This window comes from Actinomadura fibrosa (assembly GCF_900659615.1).
GTDB classification, from domain to species: domain Bacteria; phylum Actinomycetota; class Actinomycetes; order Streptosporangiales; family Streptosporangiaceae; genus Spirillospora; species Spirillospora fibrosa.
This window is the reverse complement of the sequence record NZ_CAACUY010000006.1, coordinates 32,626-51,060: the sequence shown is the minus strand read 5'-3', so window position 1 is coordinate 51,060 and position 18,435 is coordinate 32,626. Positions and strand designations below refer to the sequence as shown.

The 18,435-nt window shown below is 72.8% G+C and carries 22 protein-coding genes; 12 read left to right on the top strand and 10 right to left on the bottom strand.

Annotation, left to right across the window (positions count from 1 at the left end):
- Positions 1-226 precede the first annotated feature (226 nt).
- Both E1300_RS04215 and E1300_RS04210 read left to right on the top strand, forming a co-directional pair.
- Positions 227-1,720 (top strand): gluzincin family metallopeptidase, encoded by a 1,494-nt coding sequence (locus E1300_RS04215; protein WP_131755537.1) that lies wholly within the window; start codon positions 227-229, stop codon positions 1,718-1,720.
- Between the two features lie 130 nt (positions 1,721-1,850).
- Entirely contained in the window at positions 1,851-2,156 is a 306-nt protein-coding gene (locus E1300_RS04210) for a protealysin inhibitor emfourin (protein WP_131755536.1), read from the top strand.
- Between the two features lie 18 nt (positions 2,157-2,174).
- Here the strand turns inward: E1300_RS04210 and dhaM are convergent, their stop codons facing one another.
- Genes dhaM through dhaK form a run of 3 tightly spaced genes read right to left on the bottom strand, consistent with a single transcriptional unit; the run spans position 2,175 to position 4,239 of the window.
- A complete protein-coding gene (gene dhaM, locus E1300_RS04205; protein ID WP_131755535.1) occupies positions 2,175-2,579 on the bottom strand; it encodes a dihydroxyacetone kinase phosphoryl donor subunit DhaM in 405 nt (134 codons plus the stop codon).
- Complete coding sequence (dhaL, locus tag E1300_RS04200; RefSeq protein WP_131755534.1) at positions 2,561-3,247, bottom strand: dihydroxyacetone kinase subunit DhaL; 687 nt, start codon at positions 3,245-3,247, stop codon at positions 2,561-2,563. The genes dhaM and dhaL overlap by 19 nt, the downstream gene beginning before the upstream one ends.
- Complete coding sequence (dhaK, locus tag E1300_RS04195; protein ID WP_131755533.1) at positions 3,244-4,239, bottom strand: dihydroxyacetone kinase subunit DhaK; 996 nt, start codon at positions 4,237-4,239, stop codon at positions 3,244-3,246. Before dhaK ends, dhaL begins: the two co-directional genes overlap by 4 nt.
- Before the next feature lie 168 nt (positions 4,240-4,407).
- On the opposite strand from dhaK, the gene E1300_RS04190 reads away from it, so the two are divergent.
- From E1300_RS04190 to E1300_RS04175, 4 genes are all read left to right on the top strand, one after another.
- The gene (locus E1300_RS04190) at positions 4,408-5,091 is read left to right on the top strand and encodes a PIG-L deacetylase family protein (protein WP_242618942.1); all 684 of its coding nucleotides are present in this window, start codon (positions 4,408-4,410) and stop codon (positions 5,089-5,091) included.
- Between the two features lie 180 nt (positions 5,092-5,271).
- Complete coding sequence (locus E1300_RS04185) at positions 5,272-5,727, top strand: SRPBCC family protein (RefSeq protein WP_131755531.1); 456 nt, start codon at positions 5,272-5,274, stop codon at positions 5,725-5,727.
- Positions 5,728-5,913: 186 nt separating this feature from the next.
- Positions 5,914-6,852: a serine hydrolase gene (locus E1300_RS04180; RefSeq protein ID WP_131755530.1), complete on the top strand. Its 939-nt coding sequence runs from the start codon at positions 5,914-5,916 to the stop codon at positions 6,850-6,852.
- Between the two features lie 52 nt (positions 6,853-6,904).
- Positions 6,905-7,843 carry a TIGR03564 family F420-dependent LLM class oxidoreductase gene (locus E1300_RS04175; protein ID WP_131755529.1) on the top strand — a complete coding sequence of 313 codons (939 nt, stop codon included), beginning with the start codon at positions 6,905-6,907 and terminating at the stop codon, positions 7,841-7,843.
- A gap of 290 nt (positions 7,844-8,133) precedes the next feature.
- On the opposite strand, the gene E1300_RS04170 is transcribed toward E1300_RS04175, so the two are convergent.
- From E1300_RS04170 to E1300_RS04160, 3 genes are all read right to left on the bottom strand, one after another.
- Positions 8,134-8,943 (bottom strand): DUF4190 domain-containing protein, encoded by an 810-nt coding sequence (locus E1300_RS04170; protein ID WP_165502668.1) that lies wholly within the window; start codon positions 8,941-8,943, stop codon positions 8,134-8,136.
- Between the two features lie 121 nt (positions 8,944-9,064).
- Entirely contained in the window at positions 9,065-9,694 is a 630-nt protein-coding gene (locus E1300_RS04165) for a LuxR C-terminal-related transcriptional regulator (protein WP_131755527.1), read from the bottom strand.
- 40 nt (positions 9,695-9,734) lie between these two features.
- Positions 9,735-10,901, bottom strand: coding sequence for an ATP-binding protein (locus E1300_RS04160; protein WP_370784382.1), 1,167 nt, complete (start codon positions 10,899-10,901; stop codon positions 9,735-9,737).
- Positions 10,902-11,132: 231 nt separating this feature from the next.
- Between E1300_RS04160 and E1300_RS04155 the strand changes: the two genes are divergently transcribed.
- The 5 genes from E1300_RS04155 to E1300_RS04140 all read left to right on the top strand — a co-directional run bounded on the left by E1300_RS04155 (position 11,133) and on the right by E1300_RS04140 (position 15,176).
- The gene (locus tag E1300_RS04155; protein WP_165502667.1) at positions 11,133-12,512 is read left to right on the top strand and encodes a PspC domain-containing protein; all 1,380 of its coding nucleotides are present in this window, start codon (positions 11,133-11,135) and stop codon (positions 12,510-12,512) included.
- A complete protein-coding gene (locus tag E1300_RS04150; protein ID WP_131755524.1) occupies positions 12,505-12,753 on the top strand; it encodes a hypothetical protein in 249 nt (82 codons plus the stop codon). The genes E1300_RS04155 and E1300_RS04150 overlap by 8 nt, the downstream gene beginning before the upstream one ends.
- A 64-nt stretch (positions 12,754-12,817) precedes the next feature.
- Positions 12,818-12,916, top strand: a complete 99-nt coding sequence (locus tag E1300_RS53815) for a putative leader peptide (protein WP_370784366.1) — start codon at positions 12,818-12,820, stop codon at positions 12,914-12,916.
- A gap of 92 nt (positions 12,917-13,008) precedes the next feature.
- Positions 13,009-14,343, top strand: a complete 1,335-nt coding sequence (locus E1300_RS04145) for a dicarboxylate/amino acid:cation symporter (protein WP_131755523.1) — start codon at positions 13,009-13,011, stop codon at positions 14,341-14,343.
- Between the two features lie 119 nt (positions 14,344-14,462).
- Entirely contained in the window at positions 14,463-15,176 is a 714-nt protein-coding gene (locus E1300_RS04140) for a TetR/AcrR family transcriptional regulator (RefSeq protein WP_131755522.1), read from the top strand.
- Here E1300_RS04140 and E1300_RS04135 read toward each other — a convergent pair.
- Positions 15,173-15,598: a cupin domain-containing protein gene (locus tag E1300_RS04135; protein ID WP_131755521.1), complete on the bottom strand. Its 426-nt coding sequence runs from the start codon at positions 15,596-15,598 to the stop codon at positions 15,173-15,175. The genes E1300_RS04140 and E1300_RS04135 overlap by 4 nt on opposite strands.
- Positions 15,599-15,870: 272 nt before the next feature.
- On the opposite strand from E1300_RS04135, the gene E1300_RS04130 reads away from it, so the two are divergent.
- A complete protein-coding gene (locus tag E1300_RS04130; RefSeq protein ID WP_131755520.1) occupies positions 15,871-17,397 on the top strand; it encodes an alkaline phosphatase D family protein in 1,527 nt (508 codons plus the stop codon).
- A gap of 52 nt (positions 17,398-17,449) precedes the next feature.
- Here E1300_RS04130 and E1300_RS04125 read toward each other — a convergent pair whose 3' ends face one another.
- The 3 genes from E1300_RS04125 to E1300_RS04115 are packed head-to-tail and all read right to left on the bottom strand — an operon-like array spanning position 17,450 to position 18,429.
- Entirely contained in the window at positions 17,450-17,752 is a 303-nt protein-coding gene (locus E1300_RS04125; RefSeq protein ID WP_131755519.1) for a hypothetical protein, read from the bottom strand.
- 3 nt (positions 17,753-17,755) lie between these two features.
- Positions 17,756-18,106 (bottom strand): hypothetical protein, encoded by a 351-nt coding sequence (locus E1300_RS04120; RefSeq protein WP_131755518.1) that lies wholly within the window; start codon positions 18,104-18,106, stop codon positions 17,756-17,758.
- Positions 18,103-18,429 carry a hypothetical protein gene (locus E1300_RS04115; protein ID WP_131755517.1) on the bottom strand — a complete coding sequence of 109 codons (327 nt, stop codon included), beginning with the start codon at positions 18,427-18,429 and terminating at the stop codon, positions 18,103-18,105. Before E1300_RS04115 ends, E1300_RS04120 begins: the two co-directional genes overlap by 4 nt.
- Positions 18,430-18,435: the final 6 nt, after the last annotated feature.

The following is an 18,435-nucleotide window of genomic DNA, read 5'->3' as shown; positions in this document are numbered from 1 at the left end:
CAGTCCGCATTAGGACAATCGACGCTACTCGGCGCCTTTCCGGGTTGACTCGACCTTGTGACGGGCGGAGCGTGAACCGCGTAGGGCGACGCGCACCACGGCCCGTCGGCCCCTTGAGGTGGCCCCACTGGGCTCAATCCCCCCTTGGAGGCGTCCTCGCGCGTCCGCCCTCAGCCGCGCAGGGCCAGCAGGGGCCCACGCACAGTGACGGAAGGTGGCGTCGAGGATGATCCACCAGGAGGAGCTCGTTCAGCAGCAGCAACAGCAGTACGCCCCGGTGCAGTCCATGCCCGGGCGGGGGACGGAGGTCCCCGAGTCGCGCATCGAGCGGCTGGCGCCGCAGCTCCGCGTCGAGGGGGCGCTCCGCGCCACCCGCCGCCCGGCCGAGCGGGAGGTGCCGATCCCGGTGCCCGCGGCGGCGGGCCACCGCTTCCTCATCTACAAGCAGGACCCGTCGGTCGCCGAGCTCGGCGTCCGGCTGGTCTTCGTCCCGACAGTCGTGCTGAACGGCCCCACGGACGCGCGCATCACGACGGAGCTGCCGGGCACCGCGCCGGTCGCGCGGAACGCCAACGGCGACTTCGTCTTCCCCCCGAACTCGCCGCAGTTCGACTGCGCGCACACGTTCGCCGTCGTCCGGGAGACCCTGACGATGTACGAGCGGCACAACGGCGGCAATCCGATCCCGTTCGCCTGGAACGTCGGCGGCAACACCGACCGCATCACGGTGTTCCCCCGCGCCGGCACGGGCGCGAACGCCTTCTACAGCCGCACGGCCAAGGCGCTGAAGTTCCTGTTCTTCACGCCGCAGGGGCAGCCTCCGACGGCGACCGTCTACACCTGCCGCTCGCTCGACATCGTCTCCCACGAGACGGGCCACGCGGTGCTGGACGGTCTCAAGCCCGGCTGGCTCGCCGCGGGCAACCCGCCGCAGACCGGCGGCCTGCACGAGGCGTTCGGCGACATCTCGGCGATCTTCCTGGCGCTGTCGCAGCCCGACCAGGCCGAGGCGCTGGTGGCGCTGACCAAGGCGAACCTGCACGACAGGTCGTTCCTGCCGGCGCTCGCCGAGGAGTTCGGCCGGGCCCTCGGCCTGCCGACCGGCCTCCGCAACGCCGACAACGACCTCAAGCTCAGCCAGGTCGGCAACGAGGTCCACGCGATCTCCCAGGTGTTCACCGGGGCGATCTACGACGTGCTCGCGGACGTCTTCACCTTCGAGCTGGCCGCCCAGCGGCGCGCGAAGGACCCGACGATCATCCTGATCGAGGTCGCGTCCAGGCTCTGCAAGCTGCTGTTCGACGCGATCGTGGCGGCCCCGGCGACGGGCGCGACGTACGTCGACGTGGCGAACAAGATGCTCCAGATCTCGGCGAGCCGCGGCGACCCCGCGATCTACCGGACGTTCATCCGCAACCGGTTCGCGGTCCGCGAGATCACGACGGCGGCGACGCCGCTGCGGGACCTGATGAGCGGGCGGGTCAAGATGACCGAGGCCGACTACACCGGCGACGGCCGCGACGTCACCGAGGTCGAGACCCACGACGAGCACTCGGCGAGCCTGCGGGCCGAGCAGGACCGCTCGCGGTGCTGCGGCACGATGCAGATGCCCGAGTACCGGGTCGTGGACGCCAAGAAGCTCGCCAAGCGCGGCACGCTGGAGGACGACGACATCCTCCGGCACGAACTCGACGAGCTGAGCAGGGCGTTCAGCAAGTGAGCCGCGCCTCCGGCGGGTGAGCCGGGCGGTCCCGTACGAAAAGACCGGTCTTCCCGGTCGTCACGCCCGAAGGCGGGCATGACGACCGGGGAGGCGGTCCTGCGGAGGCCCGCCGGAAAGGTGGCGTGCCATGCGCGTGACGATCGAGAGCAGCGGCGGCTTCGCGGGACGGGACGTGGTCGTCGCGCAGTACGACACCGCGGACCTGCCGCCGGGCGAGGCCAAGCGCATCAGGGAGGCGGTGGACGAGCTGGCCGCCGCGGAAGCCCGCGGCGGCACGAGCGAGATCGGCGCCGACATCCCCTCCTACCGGATCACGGTGGAGGACCCGGACGACCCGGGCGCCGCCGGCTCGCGGACGTACGAGCTGCGCGGCGACCCGTCCGCGGACGCGAAGGCGCCCCTGGCCACCCTCCTGGAGGTCTCGGGTTCCTGAGCTCCCGGCGCCGCCGCCTCAGCTCTTGCGGTGGTCGCGGGCGGACTCGGCGGCGGCGAGCACGGCGGCCAGGTCGGCGCCAGCCGCGGCCATCGAGGCCGCCGCGACGGCGCCCTCGACGAGCGGCGCGTCCGCGAGGACGACACCGCCCTGGACGCCGTCCTCGTCGTCCTCGGCGGCGTCCTCGATGTACATCTTCGCGGTGAGGACGGAGCTGCCGAGGTCGGCGAGCAGCACGACGCCGTCGCCGCCGTCCGCGGCGGCGACGGCGCGCTCGACGAGGTCGATGCTGGTCCCGAACCCGCCGTCGGCGTCGCCTCCGGCGGGTTCCACGACGGCCTTCCCGACGCCGAGCGCGCGGGCGAGCTCGGCCACGCCCTCGGCGAGGATGCGGCTGTGCGAGATCACGACGAGCCCGACCACGCGGCACCCCCTTCCGCGGTGACGTCGGCGAGCGCGCGCAGGACGAGCGCGGTCGACGAGGCGCCGGGGTCCATGTGCCCGGTGCTGCGCGGGCCCAGGTAGCTGGCCCTGCCCTTGCGCGCCTGGAGCGGGACGGTCGCCTCGGCGCCCCGGGCGGCGCCGTCGGCGGCGGCGCGCGCGCAGGCGGCGAGGTCGGCGCCGTCCGCCAGCGCGGCCTCGTACCCGGCGACCGCGGGGAGCAGCGCGTCCACCATGGTCTTGTCCCCTTCGGCGGCCTGCCCGAGTTCCCGGACGCCCTCCAGCGCGGCGGCGAGCGCGTCGCCGAGGGCAGCGGCGTCAGCGGTGTCGGCGGTGCCGAGCGCCTTGCCCGCGCGGCGCAGCGCCGTCCCGTACAGGGGCCCGGACGCGCCGCCGGTCTTGGAGACGATCGCGCGCCCGGCGGCGATGAGGACCTTGCCGGGCGGCGTGCCGCCCGGCAGCGCCTCGACGGCCTCGACGGCGGCGGTGAGCCCGCGGTCGAGGTTGAGGCCGTGGTCGCCGTCGCCGATGGCCGCGTCGAGCCGGGTGAGGCGCTCGGCGTCGGCGGAGACCAGGCGCGCCGCGTGCCGGATCCAGGACGCGACGCCCGCGCCGTCCAGCGCGCGGCCGCCCGCCGCCCCGGCGCTCATCGGCCCCACCTCAGCGCGGGCGTCTCGACGGGCGCGTCCCACAGCCGGGTCAGCCGCGGCGTCAGCCGGCACACGCTCACCATGCAGCCGGCCATCTCCAGGCTCGTCACGTAACCGCCGACCAGGGGGCGGACGACGGCGGCGCCGTGCGCGGTGAGCCACTCGGCCGCCGCCGCGTAGGCGACGTACTGCTCGATGAGCGGGGTGCCGCCCATCCCGTTCACGAGGACGAGCAGCTCCTCCCCGGCGAGCGGCATGTCGGCGTCGATCGCGGTCAGCGCCGCGTCCACGATCTCCGCGGCGGTGCCCGCCTTCACGCGCTCGCGGCCGGGCTCGCCGTGGATGCCGATGCCGAGCTCCATCTCGTCCTCGCCCAGCTCGAACGTGGGCGTGCCCGCCGCCGGCACCGTGCAGGGCGACAGGGCCACGCCGAACGAGCGGCTGCGCTCGTTGACCTCGCGCGCCACCGCGGCGACGGCGGCGAGGTCGGCGCCCTCCTCGGCGAGCGCCCCGGCGATCTTCTCGACGAACAGGGTGGCGCCCGTGCCGCGGCGGCCCGCGGTGTAGGTGCTGTCCTCGACGGCGACGTCGTCGTCCACGAGGACGGTGGCGACCTCGATCTCCTCGTCCTCGGCCAGCTCGGCGGCCATCCGGAAGTTGAGGACGTCGCCCGTGTAGTTCTTGACGATGTGCACGACACCCGCACCGCCGCTGACCGCCATGGTCGCGGCGATGATCTGGTCGGGCACCGGCGAGGTGAACACCTCCCCGGCGCAGGCCGCGTCGAGCATCCCGTGGCCGACGAACCCGGCGTGCAGCGGCTCGTGGCCGGAGCCGCCGCCGGACACGAGGGCGACCTTCCCGGCGCGCGGCGCGTCCGCCCGCAGGACCGTCCCGCTCCCGGGATCAACGCGCAACGAGGGGTGGGCCGCGGCGAGTCCGCGCAGCGCGTCGGAGACGACGTCCGCGGGGGCGTTGATGAGTTTGCGCATGTCTCAGCTCTACCCCGCCCGGACGCGGCGTCCCAGGCCCAAAGGGCGATCAGCGCGGAAAGCGCGCTTCTTGATCGCACGGAGTGCCGGGTGCCGCGCGCGCCGCTTATGGTTGAAACCGTGACCGATGTTCTGGACGACAGTGAGGTGCGGCGAATCCTCGCCGTGATGGCGCATCCCGACGACGTCGACTTCGGCGCGGCCGGGACGGTGGCGGGCTGGACGGACCGGGGCATCGAGGTGGTGTACCTCATCGTCACCGACGGCGACGCGGGCGGGTTCGACGACGCGGTCACTCGGGCGGACATGGCCGTGCTGCGCCGCGACGAGCAGCGCGCCGCCGCCAAGTGCGTCGGCGTGACCGACGTCCGGTTCCTCGGCTATCCCGACGGCCGCGTCGAGGCGACGCTCGACCTGCGCCGCGACATCGCGCGGGTGATCCGCCAGGTGCGGCCCGACCGGGTGCTGATGCCGAGCCCGGAGCGCAACTACGAGCGGATCTACCCGAGCCACCCCGACCACCGGGCGGTGGGGTCCGCGGCCCTGGACGCCGTGTACCCGGACGCGCGCAACCCCTACGCGTTCCCCGAGCTGCTCTCCGCCGAGGGCCTCGACGCCTGGACGGCCCGCGAGGTGTGGATCAGCGGCGGCCCGGCGGTGAACCACCACGTCGACATGACCGACCAGTACGACCGGAAGGTCAACGCGCTGCGCGCCCACGCCAGCCAGACCGGCCACATGGGCGACGGGCTCCACGACATGCTGCGCGGCTGGCTGTCCGCCAACGCGACCGCCGCGGGCCTGCCCGGGGGCCGCCTGGCGGAGGCGTTCCAGGTCGTCGACACGGCCTGAATCGAGAACGGGCTGAAGCGGGAGGAAAGGGCGCCCCACGCGGTTGTCACGTTCCAAAAGCTCGCGGTCACGGGCCGTTATCTTCGCCAGAGCGGGCATGTACCCCCCTGTCGCGCTCGCGCGGCGGAGCCCTTGCCGGCGCCCGTCCGCCGCGCGGGCGGCCGGGAAGCGGGGGAAGGCATGCCGTACGAGATCGAGGCGACCGCCACCTGCTTCGCCGCGCCCGAGGTGATCTTCAAGCACCTCTGCGTGGCGGAGGCGTGGGGCGAATGGGGCGGATTCTGGACGCGCCCGCGGCGCGAGCGCGCGGGCCGGGAGCATCCCAACGGAATCGGGGCCATCCGGTACATCCCGCCGTGGCGCGAGGAGGTCGTCGTCTACGAGCCGCCCCGCCGCTACGGCTACGTCGCGCTCGCCGGCCCGTCCCGCGGCCTGCGCGCCGAGATCACGCTGGTCCCGCAGGGCTCCAACACGCTGATCCGGTGGCGCGGCGTCTTCGAGGGAGGCCTCCCCGGCGCCGGCCCCCTGACACGGGCGGTGCTGCGCCGCAGGCTCAACGGCTACGCCCGCCGGGTCGCCTGGCACTCCGAACGCTGCGAACCCGGCTGCCCGGCCCGCCTGCCGGGAATCCTGTAATCCCGAGAAGATCTGCCCCCAGAGGTCGCACTGCTCGACCCTCCGGGCACCCTCAATCCGGTAATGGACGACAAAGACTCCGTACGGGTCGAAGGGCACCGGGTGAAGGACGAAGCCCCCCGGGTAGGCCGCGAGTGATCATGGTGGTCCGGCGGGACCGCCGCCGTCGCGCGGATCGGGGGATCGATGCGGCGCCACTTCACCGTGCTCCTCATCGCGGCGTCCGCCGTGGTGTCGACCGGAGCCGGCCTCATGGCCGCCCTGGTCATGCGGGACGGACCGGACACCGACCGCACACGCCCCGCCGAGCAGGCCGACGCCCCCCGCACCCCGCACTCCGGAGACCACGCCGCCGACATCGCGGCCGGATCGCGGGACACCGCGAAGGACACGCTGCGACGGCTCCGGTTCGACCCCGCGAGACTGCGGCGGACCGTCCAGGCGTACCTCGCGGGACGTCCGGCCAAGGCGGGCGTGATGGCGCTCGACCTGCGCACCGGCAGGGCGTTCGGGCACAACGAGAACGCCCGCTTCGTCATCGCCAGCGTCATGAAGGTGGACATCCTCACCGGCCTGCTCCTCCAGCGCCAGGGCCGCCACCGGGACCTGTCGACCGAGGAGCGCGACCTCGCCGACCGGATGATCAGGGAGAGCGACAACACGGCGGCCGACGCCCTGTACGCCAGATCCGGCTACGGGACGGGCATCCAAAGGGCGAACCGGCACCTCGGCCTGCGGAGCACGACCCCGTTCACCACGTCCTGGGGCTCCTCGCTGACGAGCCCCGCCGACCAGGTGCGCCTGCTCAGCGCCCTGACCACGTCCACGAGCCCGCTCGGCGCCCCCGGCCGCGCCTACGTGCTCGGCCTCATGGGCTCCGTCCTCCACGAGCAGGCGTGGGGCATCAGCAAGGCCGCCCTGAGCGGCGAACGCGTCGCGCTCAAGAACGGCTGGACGCCCGTCCACCACCAGGGCCACGGCTGGGCCGTCAACAGCATCGGCCGCATCACCGGCCCCGACCACGACTTCCTCGTCGCGGCGTGCAGCGCGGAGAGCCCGACCATGGAGTCCGGCGTGACCACGATCGAGCAGCTGACCACCATGGTCGTCTCCAGCATGCGCTGAAAAAATAATGCCGATGGGAATACAAGGAAATCACTGAGGGGTTGCCGCCGACATGACCATCGGCGTAGCCCTGCACCCCTCCCCCACCGGCAACCTCGTCGACGAGACCGTCACCCTGGCGAAGGAGGCCGCCGACGCGGGCCTGGCCTCCGCCTGGCTGGGCCAGCGCTTCGACTACGACTCGGTCGGACTGGCGTCCATCGTCGGCCGCGAGGTGCCCGCCCTGCACGTCGGCACCTCCGCCGTCCCGATCTTCGCCCGGCACCCGATCCTCGTGGCGAGCCAGGCGCAGACGGCCCAGGCCGCGACCCGCGGCCGCTACCACCTCGGCCTCGCCCTCGGCGCGAAGGCGTTCGTGGAACCGGTCTTCGGCGTCCCGTACGAGCGCCCGATCACGCGGCTGGCGGAGTTCCTCACCGCCCTGCGCTCTCTGGTCGAGACCGGCACCGCCGACCTCCACGGCGAGACCCTGACCGCCGCGCCGCCGCTGCCCACCACCGTCCCGGGCGCCGAACCCCCCGTCCCGCTGCTGGTCGCGGCGATGGGCCCGCAGGCCCTCCGCGTCACCGGCGAACTGGCCGACGGCACGCTCCCCTTCCTGGCCGGCCCCCGGACGCTGAGCGAGCACATCGTCCCAGCCATCACCAAGGCCGCCGAACAAGCCGGCCGCCCCGCCCCCCGCATCGTGGCCCTCCTGGCAGGCGTAGTCACCGACGACATCGACACCGCCCAAGAAGCCGCCGCCACCCAAACCGCCTTCTACGACAGAATCCCGTCCTACCAGCGAGTCATCGCCCTGGAAGGCAAGACCAAGGCCGCAGAACTAGTGGTCGTCGGCGACGAGAAGAAGTTGTCAGCCGAAGTAGCACGCTACTTCGACGCAGGCGCCACAGAAGTGGTCCTAACCCAAACAGACCTAGCAGGCCCAGACACCCGCAAAAAGACCTGGCAAACCCTAGGCACCCTGACCAAGAAGCGCCAAGAAGCCTGACCGAAGCCGCGAAGCGGCGAGGGACAAACCGCAGGAGCACGGACCAGCGGGGACACGGTCGGGGCAAGGTATGAACCGAAGTGTCGGCGAGCCGGGGCGTTGCGATCGCGTGCGAAGCCAGATCCGAGCTTGCGAGGATCTGATCGCGAAGTGAGCCGCCAGGCGAGCCGAAGCGATGCAGCGATCGCCGCAAAGCCCGTTGAAGGGAGGCGCGCCAGCGCCGACCGCCAAGGGCTTTGCAATAAACCCGGACGGCGGGCCGGCCGCCCGGCTTGCGTGGACCCGGTGGATCAGGCGTGGATGCGGCGGGTCAGTTTCTTGCCTTCGGTGGCGTGCACGGCGACGCAGGTGACGGTGCGGTCGCCGCGGGTCCAGGATTCGGCGGTGGGGTAGTAGTAGGAGGTCGCGAGGCTGTTGGCGGCGGGGTCGCGGGCGAGGCGGGCGCCGATGCGGGCCTTGCAGCCGGTGGATGCCTTCTGGCTCATCTCCTTTTCGCTGGGGAAGAGCCCGGAGAGCTTGAAGACCGCGAGGACTTCGCCGTCGTGGGGTCCGGTGCAGGGGACGACCTTGACGCTTTCGACCTCGACGGGTCCGGCGGTGGGGTCGGAGGTGGCGGCTCCGGAGTTGTCGTTGATGCAGTCGCCGAGTTTCATCTTGGCGGCGTCGACGTCCTTGGGCTTGGTGGAGGACGTCTTGGGCTTCGCGCCGGTGCTGCCGGAGTCGTCGTCGGAGCCGCTGGCCATGGCGTAGAGGATGATGCCGCCGACGACCCAGACGGCGGACAGGGCGATGCCGGCGATGGCCATGCCCTTGCCCTTGCCGCCGCGCTGGCCGATCTGGCGGAGCGCGATGGCGCCGAGGACGGCGCCGAGGATGCCGAAGCAGCCGAGGAGGCCGGTGACGAGGGAGGCGATGGCGAGGCCGTTGGTCTTGCCCTCGTTCGACTGGCGGCCGTGGCCGCCGTAGGAGGGGCCGCCGGGCATGGGCGGCGGGGGTGCGCCGTAGGACGGCTGGCCGGGGCCGCCGGGCGGAGGGGGCGGCGGGGGCGGGTTGTGCTGGGAGTCGAATCCGCCGCGCGGCGGTTCAGAGGGATAGGTCATGAGCAGCGACTGTCCCATATCGGTACGACAAGGGAGATCATGTCGCTAGAAAATGGGGGCATTACGATTTGCTCACAACAGCCCCGTAGTGTGGCACCGCGATCACGGAGGGTGCTTCCGCTCAGACCAGACGGCGTGCCGCCGCCCACCGCGACAGCTCGTGCCGGTTCGAGAGCTGGAGCTTGCGCAGGACGCTGCTGACGTGAGTTTCCACCGTCTTGACGGAGATGAAGAGTTCTCTCGCGATCTCCTTGTAGGCGTAGCCGCGGGCGATCAGCCGCAGCACGTCCCGCTCCCGCTGGGTGATCTGGTCGAGCTCCGGGTCGACGGCGGGCGCGTCGGTCGCCGCGAACGCGTCCAGGACGAAGCCGGCGAGCCGCGGCGAGAACACGGCGTCGCCGTCCGCGACGCGGCCGATCGCGTCGGTCAGCTCCGGTCCCGAGATCGTCTTGGTGACGTAGCCGCGCGCCCCGCCGCGCACGACGCCGATGACGTCCTCCGCCGCGTCCGACACCGACAGGGCGAGGAACCGGGACCGGACGGCGCCGTGGAGCCGCCGCAGCACCTCGATGCCGCCGCCGCCCGGCAGGTGCACGTCCAGCAGCACGACGTCCGGTTCCGCGGCGCGGATCACCGCGACCGCCTCGTCGACGTCGCCGGCCTCGCCGACGATCTCGACGCCGCCGCCGAGCTCGGCCTTCACGCCGGTCCGGAACATCTGGTGGTCGTCGACCAGCACGACCCTCGTCATCGCCTCACCCACGGCTCCGCCTCACCCCGCCTCGCGTCGCTCACGACTTCCTGATCTCCAAGCGCACCTCGGTGCCCTCACCGGGGGCGGTGCGGACCGTCGCCTTCCCGCCGTTGCGCTCCATACGTCCGATGATGGACCCCCGGACGCCCATCCGGTCCGCCGGGACCTGATCCAGGTCGAATCCCTTGCCCCGGTCGCGGACGAAGATCGCGATCTCGTCGCCCTCGACCTCCGCGTACACCGACACCGACGGGGCCTCGGCGTACTTGGCGGCGTTCACCATCGCCTCCCGCGCGGCCTGCAACGCCGAGCCGAGCCGCTCGTCCAGCGCGGTGTCGCCGACGCAGACGACCTCGATCGGGACGCCGTGGTCGTCCTCCACCTCCCCGGCGGCCTCCCGGATCGCGGCGGCGAACGTCTGGTCGGGGTCGGCGCGCGGCTGGTAGAGCCAGGTGCGGAGCGTCCGCTCCTGGGAGCGGGCGAGCCGCTGCACCTCGCGGGTGTCGTGCGCGTTCCGCTGGATCAGCGTGAGCGTGTGCAGTACCGAGTCGTGGATGTGCGCGGCGAGCTCGGCGCGCTCCTGGGAGCGGATGCGCTCGTGCCGCTCGGCGTCGAGGTCCTGCCAGAGCCGGACCACCCACGGCGTCACGATGAACGCGACCCCGGTGAGGATGATCAGCATGGCGATGACGACGGAGCGGGCCTGCCCGGCGTCCACCTTCTGCGCCACGAAGCCGCCGATGCCGCCGACGACCAGCAGCAGGCCGAGGAGGCTGCGCAGCCACCGCTGCCGCAGCGGCAGCACCCACCGCTGCCGCTGGTCGCGGTCGGCCTGCTGCCACAGGATCGCGGCGCCGATGCCGCCGATCACGAACGGCCACAGCGCCCACTGGACGAACCCGGCGCCCCACGGCAGCGCCAGCAGGCCGAGGGCGACCGCCGCGTAGGCGAGGAGCTGCCCCCAGTCCCGGCGCGACCCGGACCGGGCGGCCTCCGCGGGCGCGCCCGCGAGGGTGTCCGCGGCCTCGGCGGTGGTCTCGCGCGGGACCAGCACCCAGAACGCGGAGTACGCGGCGAGGCCGAGGCCGCTCGCCGCCATCAGCAGGATGAACGCGGCGCGGACGACCAGCACGTCCACGCCCAGGTGCGCGGCCAGCCCGCGGCACACCCCGGCGACGAGGCGGCCGCTCGCGGCGCGCTCCAGCCGCGGCACCGGCCGCTCCCGGCCGCCGGTGTCCGCGCCGGTGGCGGCCGGTCCGCTCGCGTCCCGCTCGCTCACCGCCGCCGTTCCCATGGTCCCTTGCGATCTCCCACGTCATCGATCGTCACACGCCCGCGCCCGGCGCGCATCAGGGCGGCACCCTGGTCCTGTTCAGGGTCGGGTCAGGGACGTCCCGGATACCGCGCGGGGACGCGGCCCGCCACGATGGTCACCATGGGCGAGGAGCAGAAGGCCACCACCGGGGCGGGGGAACCCGCCGAGCCGCAGCCTGACCCGGCGCAGGAGCCCCGGCAGGGGGCGACGCGTGCGCGCCGGGAGGAATCCGCGCAGGAGACGCCGTCCGGGCCCGGGTACCGGCGGCTGGCCCGCGATCCGGAGCGCCGCCTGCTGGCCGGGGTGTGCACGGGGCTGGGCCGCTACACCGGCATCGACCCGGTCGTCTACCGCGTCGGGTTCGCGGTCCTCGTGCTCGCGCACGGGCAGGGGATCATCCTCTACGTCGCGGCGGCGCTGCTGATGCCGGCCCGTCCCGGCGGGTCGTCGGTCGCCGAGCAGGTCCTCCGCCGGTGGTTCGACGCCTCCGCCGTCCTGACGATCCTCGGCGCGCTGCTGGCCCTGGGCGTCGTCGGCAGCGTGTTCGGCGGCGTCACCACGGACGCGGTCGCGATCGTCGTGGTGTTCGGGCTCGTGCTGCTCGTCTCGCACGCCAGGGGCGTCGACCTGCTCTCGGTCGCCCGGACCGTCCCGGAACGGCTGGCCGGGCATCCGCCGGAGCCGTCCGCGGCCCGGTCGGCGCACGCCTCGTCCGCGAGCACCTCGCCGGGCGGCGTCTCCCTCGGCAAGGACGGCCCCGGCGGCCTGCCCGAGGGCATGATCGACCTCGCCGCGTACGGGACCGCGTGGTCGGCCTCGGTCAAGACGGCCGAAACGGACGCGTCCGCCGCCCGGTATGCCGGGAAGACGGACACGGTGCGGCGGGAACGGCCCGGCTCGCCGGTCGCCTCGATCACGCTGCTCGCCGCCATGGCCGCCGGTGCCGCGATGATCCCCCTCGCCCGGACGCATCCGACGCCGGACGCGTGGATGCTGGTGATGGCGCCCGCCCTCGCGGTGATCGGCCTCGGCCTCGTGCTCGGCGGCTGGTTCCGGACGCGCGGGCTCGCCGCCGCGGGCACCGTCCTCACCCTCGCGCTCGTGACCTCGACCGCCGCCGCCGAGATCCCCCGCGACTCCCGGTTCGGGGAGGTGGAATGGCGGCCCACCGACGTCGGCTCCGCCCAGCAGCAGTACCGGGTCGCGTTCGGCCAGGGCACGCTCGACCTCACGGCGCTGCCCCTCGCCGCCGGGCAGAGCGTCTCGATCGAGGCCGGCGTGACGGTCGGCGGGCTGGTGGTCCGGCTGCCCCGCGACGCCCGCGTCCGGCTGGACGCCCGGATCGGGCTCGGCGACCTCCGCATCGAGCTGCGGACCACCAGCGGCCCGAACGCCAAGGCCGTCCAGGTGCTGGAGCCCGAGACCCCGGTGAAGAACCCGCCCGAGATCGTCCTGCGCATCCGCGGGAGGCTGGGAGATGTGGACGTGAAGCGTGTCTGACGACTACTCCGGCGGGCGCCCCTACGCGGGGCGCCCGGCCCGCGCCCGCCGCCGGTTCGACCCGGCGGGCCCCGTCACGGGGTTGTTCTTCCTCGTCCTCGCCGGGCTCTTCCTCGCGGACGGGCTGTCCGGCGACCTGACCCTGCGCGCCGAGATCATGGTCCCGGTGGTGCTGATCGGCCTCGGCGCCGTCGGGACGGTCCGCGTCATCACCCGGTCGCGCCGCCGCACCCTCCGCTGACCTGCGGACGGGCTGTGAGGGAGGTCATGCGGGGGAACGGGAAGCCTCCGCGCATGCGCCGTCGTTGAAGCGACCCGTGGAGTTCTCCGAGAAGAGCGTCGTGCTCGTGGCCCGGCTGCACATCGACCTGTGCCGCCTGGCCAGCGTGCTGTGTAGCGCCTGAACGCGCTCCCGCCCCCTTCTCGTTCCGTCCAACGCGTCCGCCGCGCCCCCCGTTCCCGGGCGCGGCGGTCCCTCGCGCCTGGAGAGACTTCAGTGAACCCTCGTGTCTGGCAGTGGCAGTTCTGGCAGCAGATCGTGCTGTCACTGGTGCTCGGCGTCATCGCCGGCGCCCTGATCAACACCTTCGCGGACGGCGGCGCCACCGCCGAGGACTGGCTCGATCCGTTCGGCGACGTCTACGTCAGCCTGCTCAAGGTCGTCGTGGTGCCGCTGGTGTTCGCGGCGATCGTCGTCAGCGTCGGACGGCTCCGCGGCGTCGGCAGCGTCGCGCGGCTGACCGCGAAGACCCTCGGCTGGTTCGTCGTCACCTCGGCGATCGCCACCGCGATCGGCCTCGCCGTCGCGCTGCTCATCGAGCCGGGCAAGGGCCTCGGGAAGCTGGCGAGCGAGTCCGCCGAGACCGACCCGGTCACGTGGACGCAGGTCCTGCACAACCTGTTCCCGTCCAACATCGTCCAGGCGATGGCGGACGGCAACGTCCTCGGCGTCGTCACGTTCGCGGTGCTGTTCGGCGCGGCGCTCGTCGCGATCGGCGAGCGCGGCGAGCGGCTCACCGGCCTCATCGACGACCTGTACGTGGTCATGCAGAAGGCCGTCTGGTGGGTCGTGCGGCTCACCCCGATCGGCTCGTTCTTCCTGATCGGCTCGGTGGTCGCCACCTACGGCCCGAGCTCCCTCGAACCGCTCGCGAAGTTCACCGGCGCGATCTACCTCGCCGTCGCGATCATGCTGCTGGCCGGCTACCCCGTCCTGCTGCGCGTGTTCGGCCGCGTCAGCCCGCTGAAGTTCCTGCGCAACTCCTGGCCCGCGATCCAGTTCGGGTTCGTCTCGTCCTCCTCGCTGGCCACGCTGCCGATCGCGCAGCGCGTGTCGACCGAGCGCAACGGCGTCCAGCGCGAGTACGCGAGCTTCGCCCAGCCGCTCGGCGCGACGATCAAGTTCGACGGCTGCGGCGCGATCTACCCGGCCGTCGCCGCGGTGTTCGTCGCCCAGTACACCGGCGTCCACCTCGGCATCGCCGACTACGCGCTGATCGCGCTCGCCGCGGTGATCGGCCAGCTCGGCACCGGCGGCACGCCCGGCCCGGCCCTCGTCGCGCTGACGCTGACGCTCACCACCGTCGGCCTGCCGCTCCAGGCGGTCGGCTACCTCATCGCGATCGACAAGGTCATCGACATGGCGCGGACGGCGCTGAACGTCACCGGCCAGCTCACCGTCCCGGTGCTCGTCGCGCGGTCCGAGGGCCTGCTGGACGAGGACGTCTTCAACGGCCGCCCGGTCGAGCTGACGTCCGGCCAGGCCGACGTGGCCCGGACCGAGGCGCACGAGCCCGAGCCGGAACGGGAGCGGACGCCCGAGCCCGTGTGACCCGTTACGCACGATCCGGCCGTCCCGCCGCGCCGGGTACGGGAAGTAGTCTGTCCCCGACGGCAGGTGACCACCCCGTCCCGGCGCGGGCGGACCGGAAGCGAGGGAACCGCGAGCTCGTGACGCCACGCCAGCCCGGCACGCCCGAGAACAGCGGCCAGGACATGCTCCTCCCCGGCTCGCGCTCGGCGCTGGACCCCGGCCGCGCCATCAAACCGGGACGGCACGGCCTCTCCCCCGAGGCCGTCGCGGACATCCAGCGGGAACGGCTCATCGACGCCTTCGTCCAGGTCGTCTCCGAGCGCGGCTTCGCGCACACCACGATCGGCCGGGTCACCGAGGCCGCCGGCGTCACGAAGAAGACCTTCTACGCGCACTTCGCGGACCTGGACGCCTGCTTCCTCGCCGCCTACGAGCGCGGCATCGACATCCTCCTCGGCCGGATGCTGGAGGTCTACGCGGCCGCGCCGTCCTGGCCGGAGGGCATCCGCGCGGCGCTCCGCGCGCTGCTGGCGATCCTCGCCCGCGAACCCCGCTTCGCGCGCGCGTCCCTCGTGGAGGTGAACGCGGCGGGCCCCCGCGTCCGGCACGCGAGCATCGGCACCCTCGCCCGCTTCCGCGCCTTCTTCACCGACCCCGCCTACGGCCTGCCGCCGGTCCCGGTGCCCGTCGTCGACGCGATCGTCGGCGGCATCCACACCGCGATCTACATCCAGCTCGAAACGGGCGAGGCGGAGCGGCTGCCGTCGCTCCTGCCGTCCCTGACCTACTTCGCGCTGCTCCCGCTGATCGGACGCGAGGCCGCCGCCCCCTACCTCACCGACACCGACTAGGACGCCAGGTCGGCGTGCAGGCTCACCGCGAACGCCGGACCGGGATTGCTGAACGCGTGCGTGCGGCTCCCGTGCACCCGGACCCGGTTCGCGCGCAGCGGCCGCTCGGTCACCCCGTCGCTCGCGATCACCACCTCGGCGAGCTCCCCCGCGATCAGCGTGCTCACCGCGGTCCCGGTGTGGTCGTGGACCCGCGTCCGGTGCCCGGGCGGCCAGGTCGTCAGCCACACCCGGACGCCGTCCAGCTCGTCCAGCAGGATCTTCACGGGGACGGCGTCGAAGCCGACCAGCCGCCACCACCCGGCGGGCCGCGCGGCCAGCTCGCCGAGGCGGGCGGCGAGCTGCCCCACCGTGGGCTGCCGCGCGATCGTCGCACGGCCGTGCGGGTCGTCCTGCCCGCGCATCGTCAGATCGGGAACCATGTCCAGAGGTCCATTTCGTGTCGGCCGGTATCCGGGGACGCTTCACCCGGGGAAAGGGGAACTAGCGGCGACACGAAGGACACAGCGCGCTGGCCACGCGGCGGAGCGCCACGGGGCTGTCGGAGGAGACACGCGCTGACATGGGCTCTAGGAGACACTCCGTCACCGAGCGTTGTCAAGTCGATCGGCGTTGTTCACCGCCCGTCCACCCGATGATCCGCCGTAACGGTGCAGCATGCGGCACGGATCACCCTAGGGAAACGGAGACGTCGATGGACCGTCGGAGCGTTCTGCGCGGTGGGCTCACCGCGGGCGGCGGCGCCGCACTGACCCTGCTCACGGGCGGGCAGGCGTCCGCCCTCGTCCGGACGGGCCGCCCGAGCCTCACCCACGGCGTCCAGAGCGGCGACGTGACCGCCCGCGAGGCCGTCGTCTGGGCCCGCGCCGACCGCCCGTCCCGGATGCTGGTCGACCTCAGCCGCCGCCCCGACTTCCGCGGCGCCCGCACCGTCCTCGGCCCGGTCCTCACCCCGGACACCGACCTCACCGGCAAGGCGTTCCTGAACGGCCTGCCGCCCGGCGAGGAGATCCACTACCGCGTCCGCCTCACCGACCTCGACCGCCGCCTCACGTCCGCGCCCGCCGCCGGACGGTTCCGCACCGCGCCCCGCACCCGCCGCGACATCCGCTTCGTCTGGTCCGGCGACCTCGCGGGCCAGGGCTGGGGCATCAACCCCGACGTCGGCGGCTACCGCATCTTCCGCGCGATGAACGCCGTCGACCCCGACTTCTTCCTGTGCAGCGGCGACCTCGTCTACTCCGACGGCCCCCTCACCGAGACCGTCCAGCTCCCCGACGGCCGCACCTGGCGCAACCTCGTCACCGCCGAGAAGTCCAAGGTCGCCGAGACGCTCCCCGAGTACCGCGGCCAGTTCCGCTACAACCTCCAGGACGCCAACCTCCGCGCGTTCAACGCGAACGTCCCGATGCTCTACCAGTGGGACGACCACGAGACCCTCAACAACTGGTACCCGGGCGAGATCCTCGACCTCCCCCAGTACACCGAGAAGCGCGTCGACGTCCTCGCCGCCCGCGCCCGCCGCGCGATGTCCGAGTACACGCCCGTCCGCACCGCCCGCTCCGGCCGCCTCTACCGCAAGATCGCCTACGGCCCGCTGCTCGACGTGTTCATGCTCGACATGCGCACCTACAAGTCGCCGAACGACGCCGGCACGTCCCCCACCCAGAAGGACGGCCTCCTCGGCTCCGAGCAGGCCGCCTGGCTCAAGCGCGAGCTCCGCGCCTCCAAGGCCACCTGGAAGGTCATCGCCGCCGACCTCCCCCTCGGCCTCGTCGTCCCCGACGGCACCGCCCAGGAATCCGCCTCCCAGGGCGACAACGGCGCCCCCCTCGGCCGCGAACGCGAGATCGCCGACCTCCTCTCCTTCCTCAAGCACCACCGCGTCCGCAACACCGTCTGGCTCACCGCCGACGTCCACTACGCGGCCGCCCACTACTACGACCCGTCCAAGGCGTCCTTCACCGACTTCGACCCCTTCTGGGAGTTCGTCTCCGGCCCCCTCAACGCCGGCGCCTTCGGCCCCAACACCCTCGACGGCACCTTCGGCCCGACGGCCAAGTTCGTCGCCGCACCCCCGCACGCGAACACGTCCCCCCTTGAGGGCTCGCAGTTCTTCGGCGAAGTAGAGATCGACGCGCACACGTCCGTCCTGACCGTCCACCTCCACGACCTGAACGGCAAAACCCTCCACACCCAACCCCTAACCCCAAAGCACTGAGGCACCCCGAACAAGGGCGGCGCGGCCCACAACAAACCGCGCCGCCCAACCCCTACGCCCGCGAGTAAACGGCACCGAAAGAGTGCGCGATCAACTCGGCCGCATCCTCGGGATCCCGGCTGATCTGCGTGCCAGCGTCGGGGCCGTCCTGCCACGCGTACGCGTCACACTTGACGTCCCACCCCACGTGAACCGCCGGACGGTCCTGGTAGGTGATGAACACGGCGCTTCCACAAGCTGGCCGGTCGATGCGCTTCACACCCATCTGCGGCGCACCGCGCCGAAGGGCGGCATACAGAGCATCATCGGGCCCATACCCCTGACGGCCAGCGTCCCGACGCCCGTCCATGGCCATGGTTCACCTCCTCGTGAGATCGCGGACGCGAGCGACCAACCCCCGCGGCTCGACGGGAACCGCTGCGGACACCATCGCGTGGCAGGCCGCCTCGGTGAGCGACTCCATCCACCCGATGACGGCGGCACACGCCTCAAGCAGGTCGTGGCACGGCGCGAGCGGGTGCCCGGTCGAGGTGACGAACCACGGCACGCCCCCGACCCCGGCCTTGACGCGGATGCTCTCCCCGACCGTGGCCTTCTCGGACGCAGCCACGATCACCAGCGGCGGAGTGCTCGCGATCCGTGGGCGGCACGTCCACCCGGCGGCGGCGAGGACGCGGGCGAGACGGAGCAGGTAGTCGGTGTCCCTCATCCGCCCGTCCAGACCACGGCGCCGGTGCCCTCGTCCCGGCGGGCCTCACCGACCCGATCGAGCTCGAGGTACTCGACCGACCCGCTCGCCGACGCGACGACCTTCCGAACCCTGCCGGACGTACCGGACCCGGCGTCCCGCAACCCGCGAGTGACGCGCGAGATAGCCCGATCCCGATCGTCGGTGACCCCGCATTCGCCACCGCGCGGCCCATCAACGTCCCACGCATACAACACCGGCACCTGAGCACCGCCGCTCGGCGTGATCGACGATCGCGCGACCGACTCGGCAGGACGATCCTGATCACCCGTACGCTGTCGCATAGCCGG

Excerpts from the sequence above, each read along its gene's own strand:
- E1300_RS04215 (WP_131755537.1), top strand. The coding sequence starts at position 227 with ATGATCCACCAGGAGGAGCTCGTTCAGCAGCAGCAACAGCAGTACGCC.
- E1300_RS04210 (WP_131755536.1), top strand. The coding sequence starts at position 1,851 with ATGCGCGTGACGATCGAGAGCAGCGGCGGCTTCGCGGGACGGGACGTG.
- dhaL (WP_131755534.1), bottom strand. The coding sequence starts at position 3,247 with ATGAGCGCCGGGGCGGCGGGCGGCCGCGCGCTGGACGGCGCGGGCGTC.
- dhaK (WP_131755533.1), bottom strand. The coding sequence starts at position 4,239 with ATGCGCAAACTCATCAACGCCCCCGCGGACGTCGTCTCCGACGCGCTG.
- E1300_RS04190 (WP_242618942.1), top strand. The coding sequence starts at position 4,408 with ATGGCGCATCCCGACGACGTCGACTTCGGCGCGGCCGGGACGGTGGCG.
- E1300_RS04185 (WP_131755531.1), top strand. The coding sequence starts at position 5,272 with ATGCCGTACGAGATCGAGGCGACCGCCACCTGCTTCGCCGCGCCCGAG.
- E1300_RS04180 (WP_131755530.1), top strand. The coding sequence starts at position 5,914 with ATGCGGCGCCACTTCACCGTGCTCCTCATCGCGGCGTCCGCCGTGGTG.
- E1300_RS04175 (WP_131755529.1), top strand. The coding sequence starts at position 6,905 with ATGACCATCGGCGTAGCCCTGCACCCCTCCCCCACCGGCAACCTCGTC.
- E1300_RS04170 (WP_165502668.1), bottom strand. The coding sequence starts at position 8,943 with ATGACCTATCCCTCTGAACCGCCGCGCGGCGGATTCGACTCCCAGCAC.
- E1300_RS04165 (WP_131755527.1), bottom strand. The coding sequence starts at position 9,694 with ATGACGAGGGTCGTGCTGGTCGACGACCACCAGATGTTCCGGACCGGC.
- E1300_RS04155 (WP_165502667.1), top strand. The coding sequence starts at position 11,133 with ATGGGCGAGGAGCAGAAGGCCACCACCGGGGCGGGGGAACCCGCCGAG.
- E1300_RS04135 (WP_131755521.1), bottom strand. The coding sequence starts at position 15,598 with ATGGTTCCCGATCTGACGATGCGCGGGCAGGACGACCCGCACGGCCGT.
- E1300_RS04130 (WP_131755520.1), top strand. The coding sequence starts at position 15,871 with ATGGACCGTCGGAGCGTTCTGCGCGGTGGGCTCACCGCGGGCGGCGGC.
- E1300_RS04125 (WP_131755519.1), bottom strand. The coding sequence starts at position 17,752 with ATGGCCATGGACGGGCGTCGGGACGCTGGCCGTCAGGGGTATGGGCCC.
- E1300_RS04120 (WP_131755518.1), bottom strand. The coding sequence starts at position 18,106 with ATGAGGGACACCGACTACCTGCTCCGTCTCGCCCGCGTCCTCGCCGCC.
- E1300_RS04115 (WP_131755517.1), bottom strand. The coding sequence starts at position 18,429 with ATGCGACAGCGTACGGGTGATCAGGATCGTCCTGCCGAGTCGGTCGCG.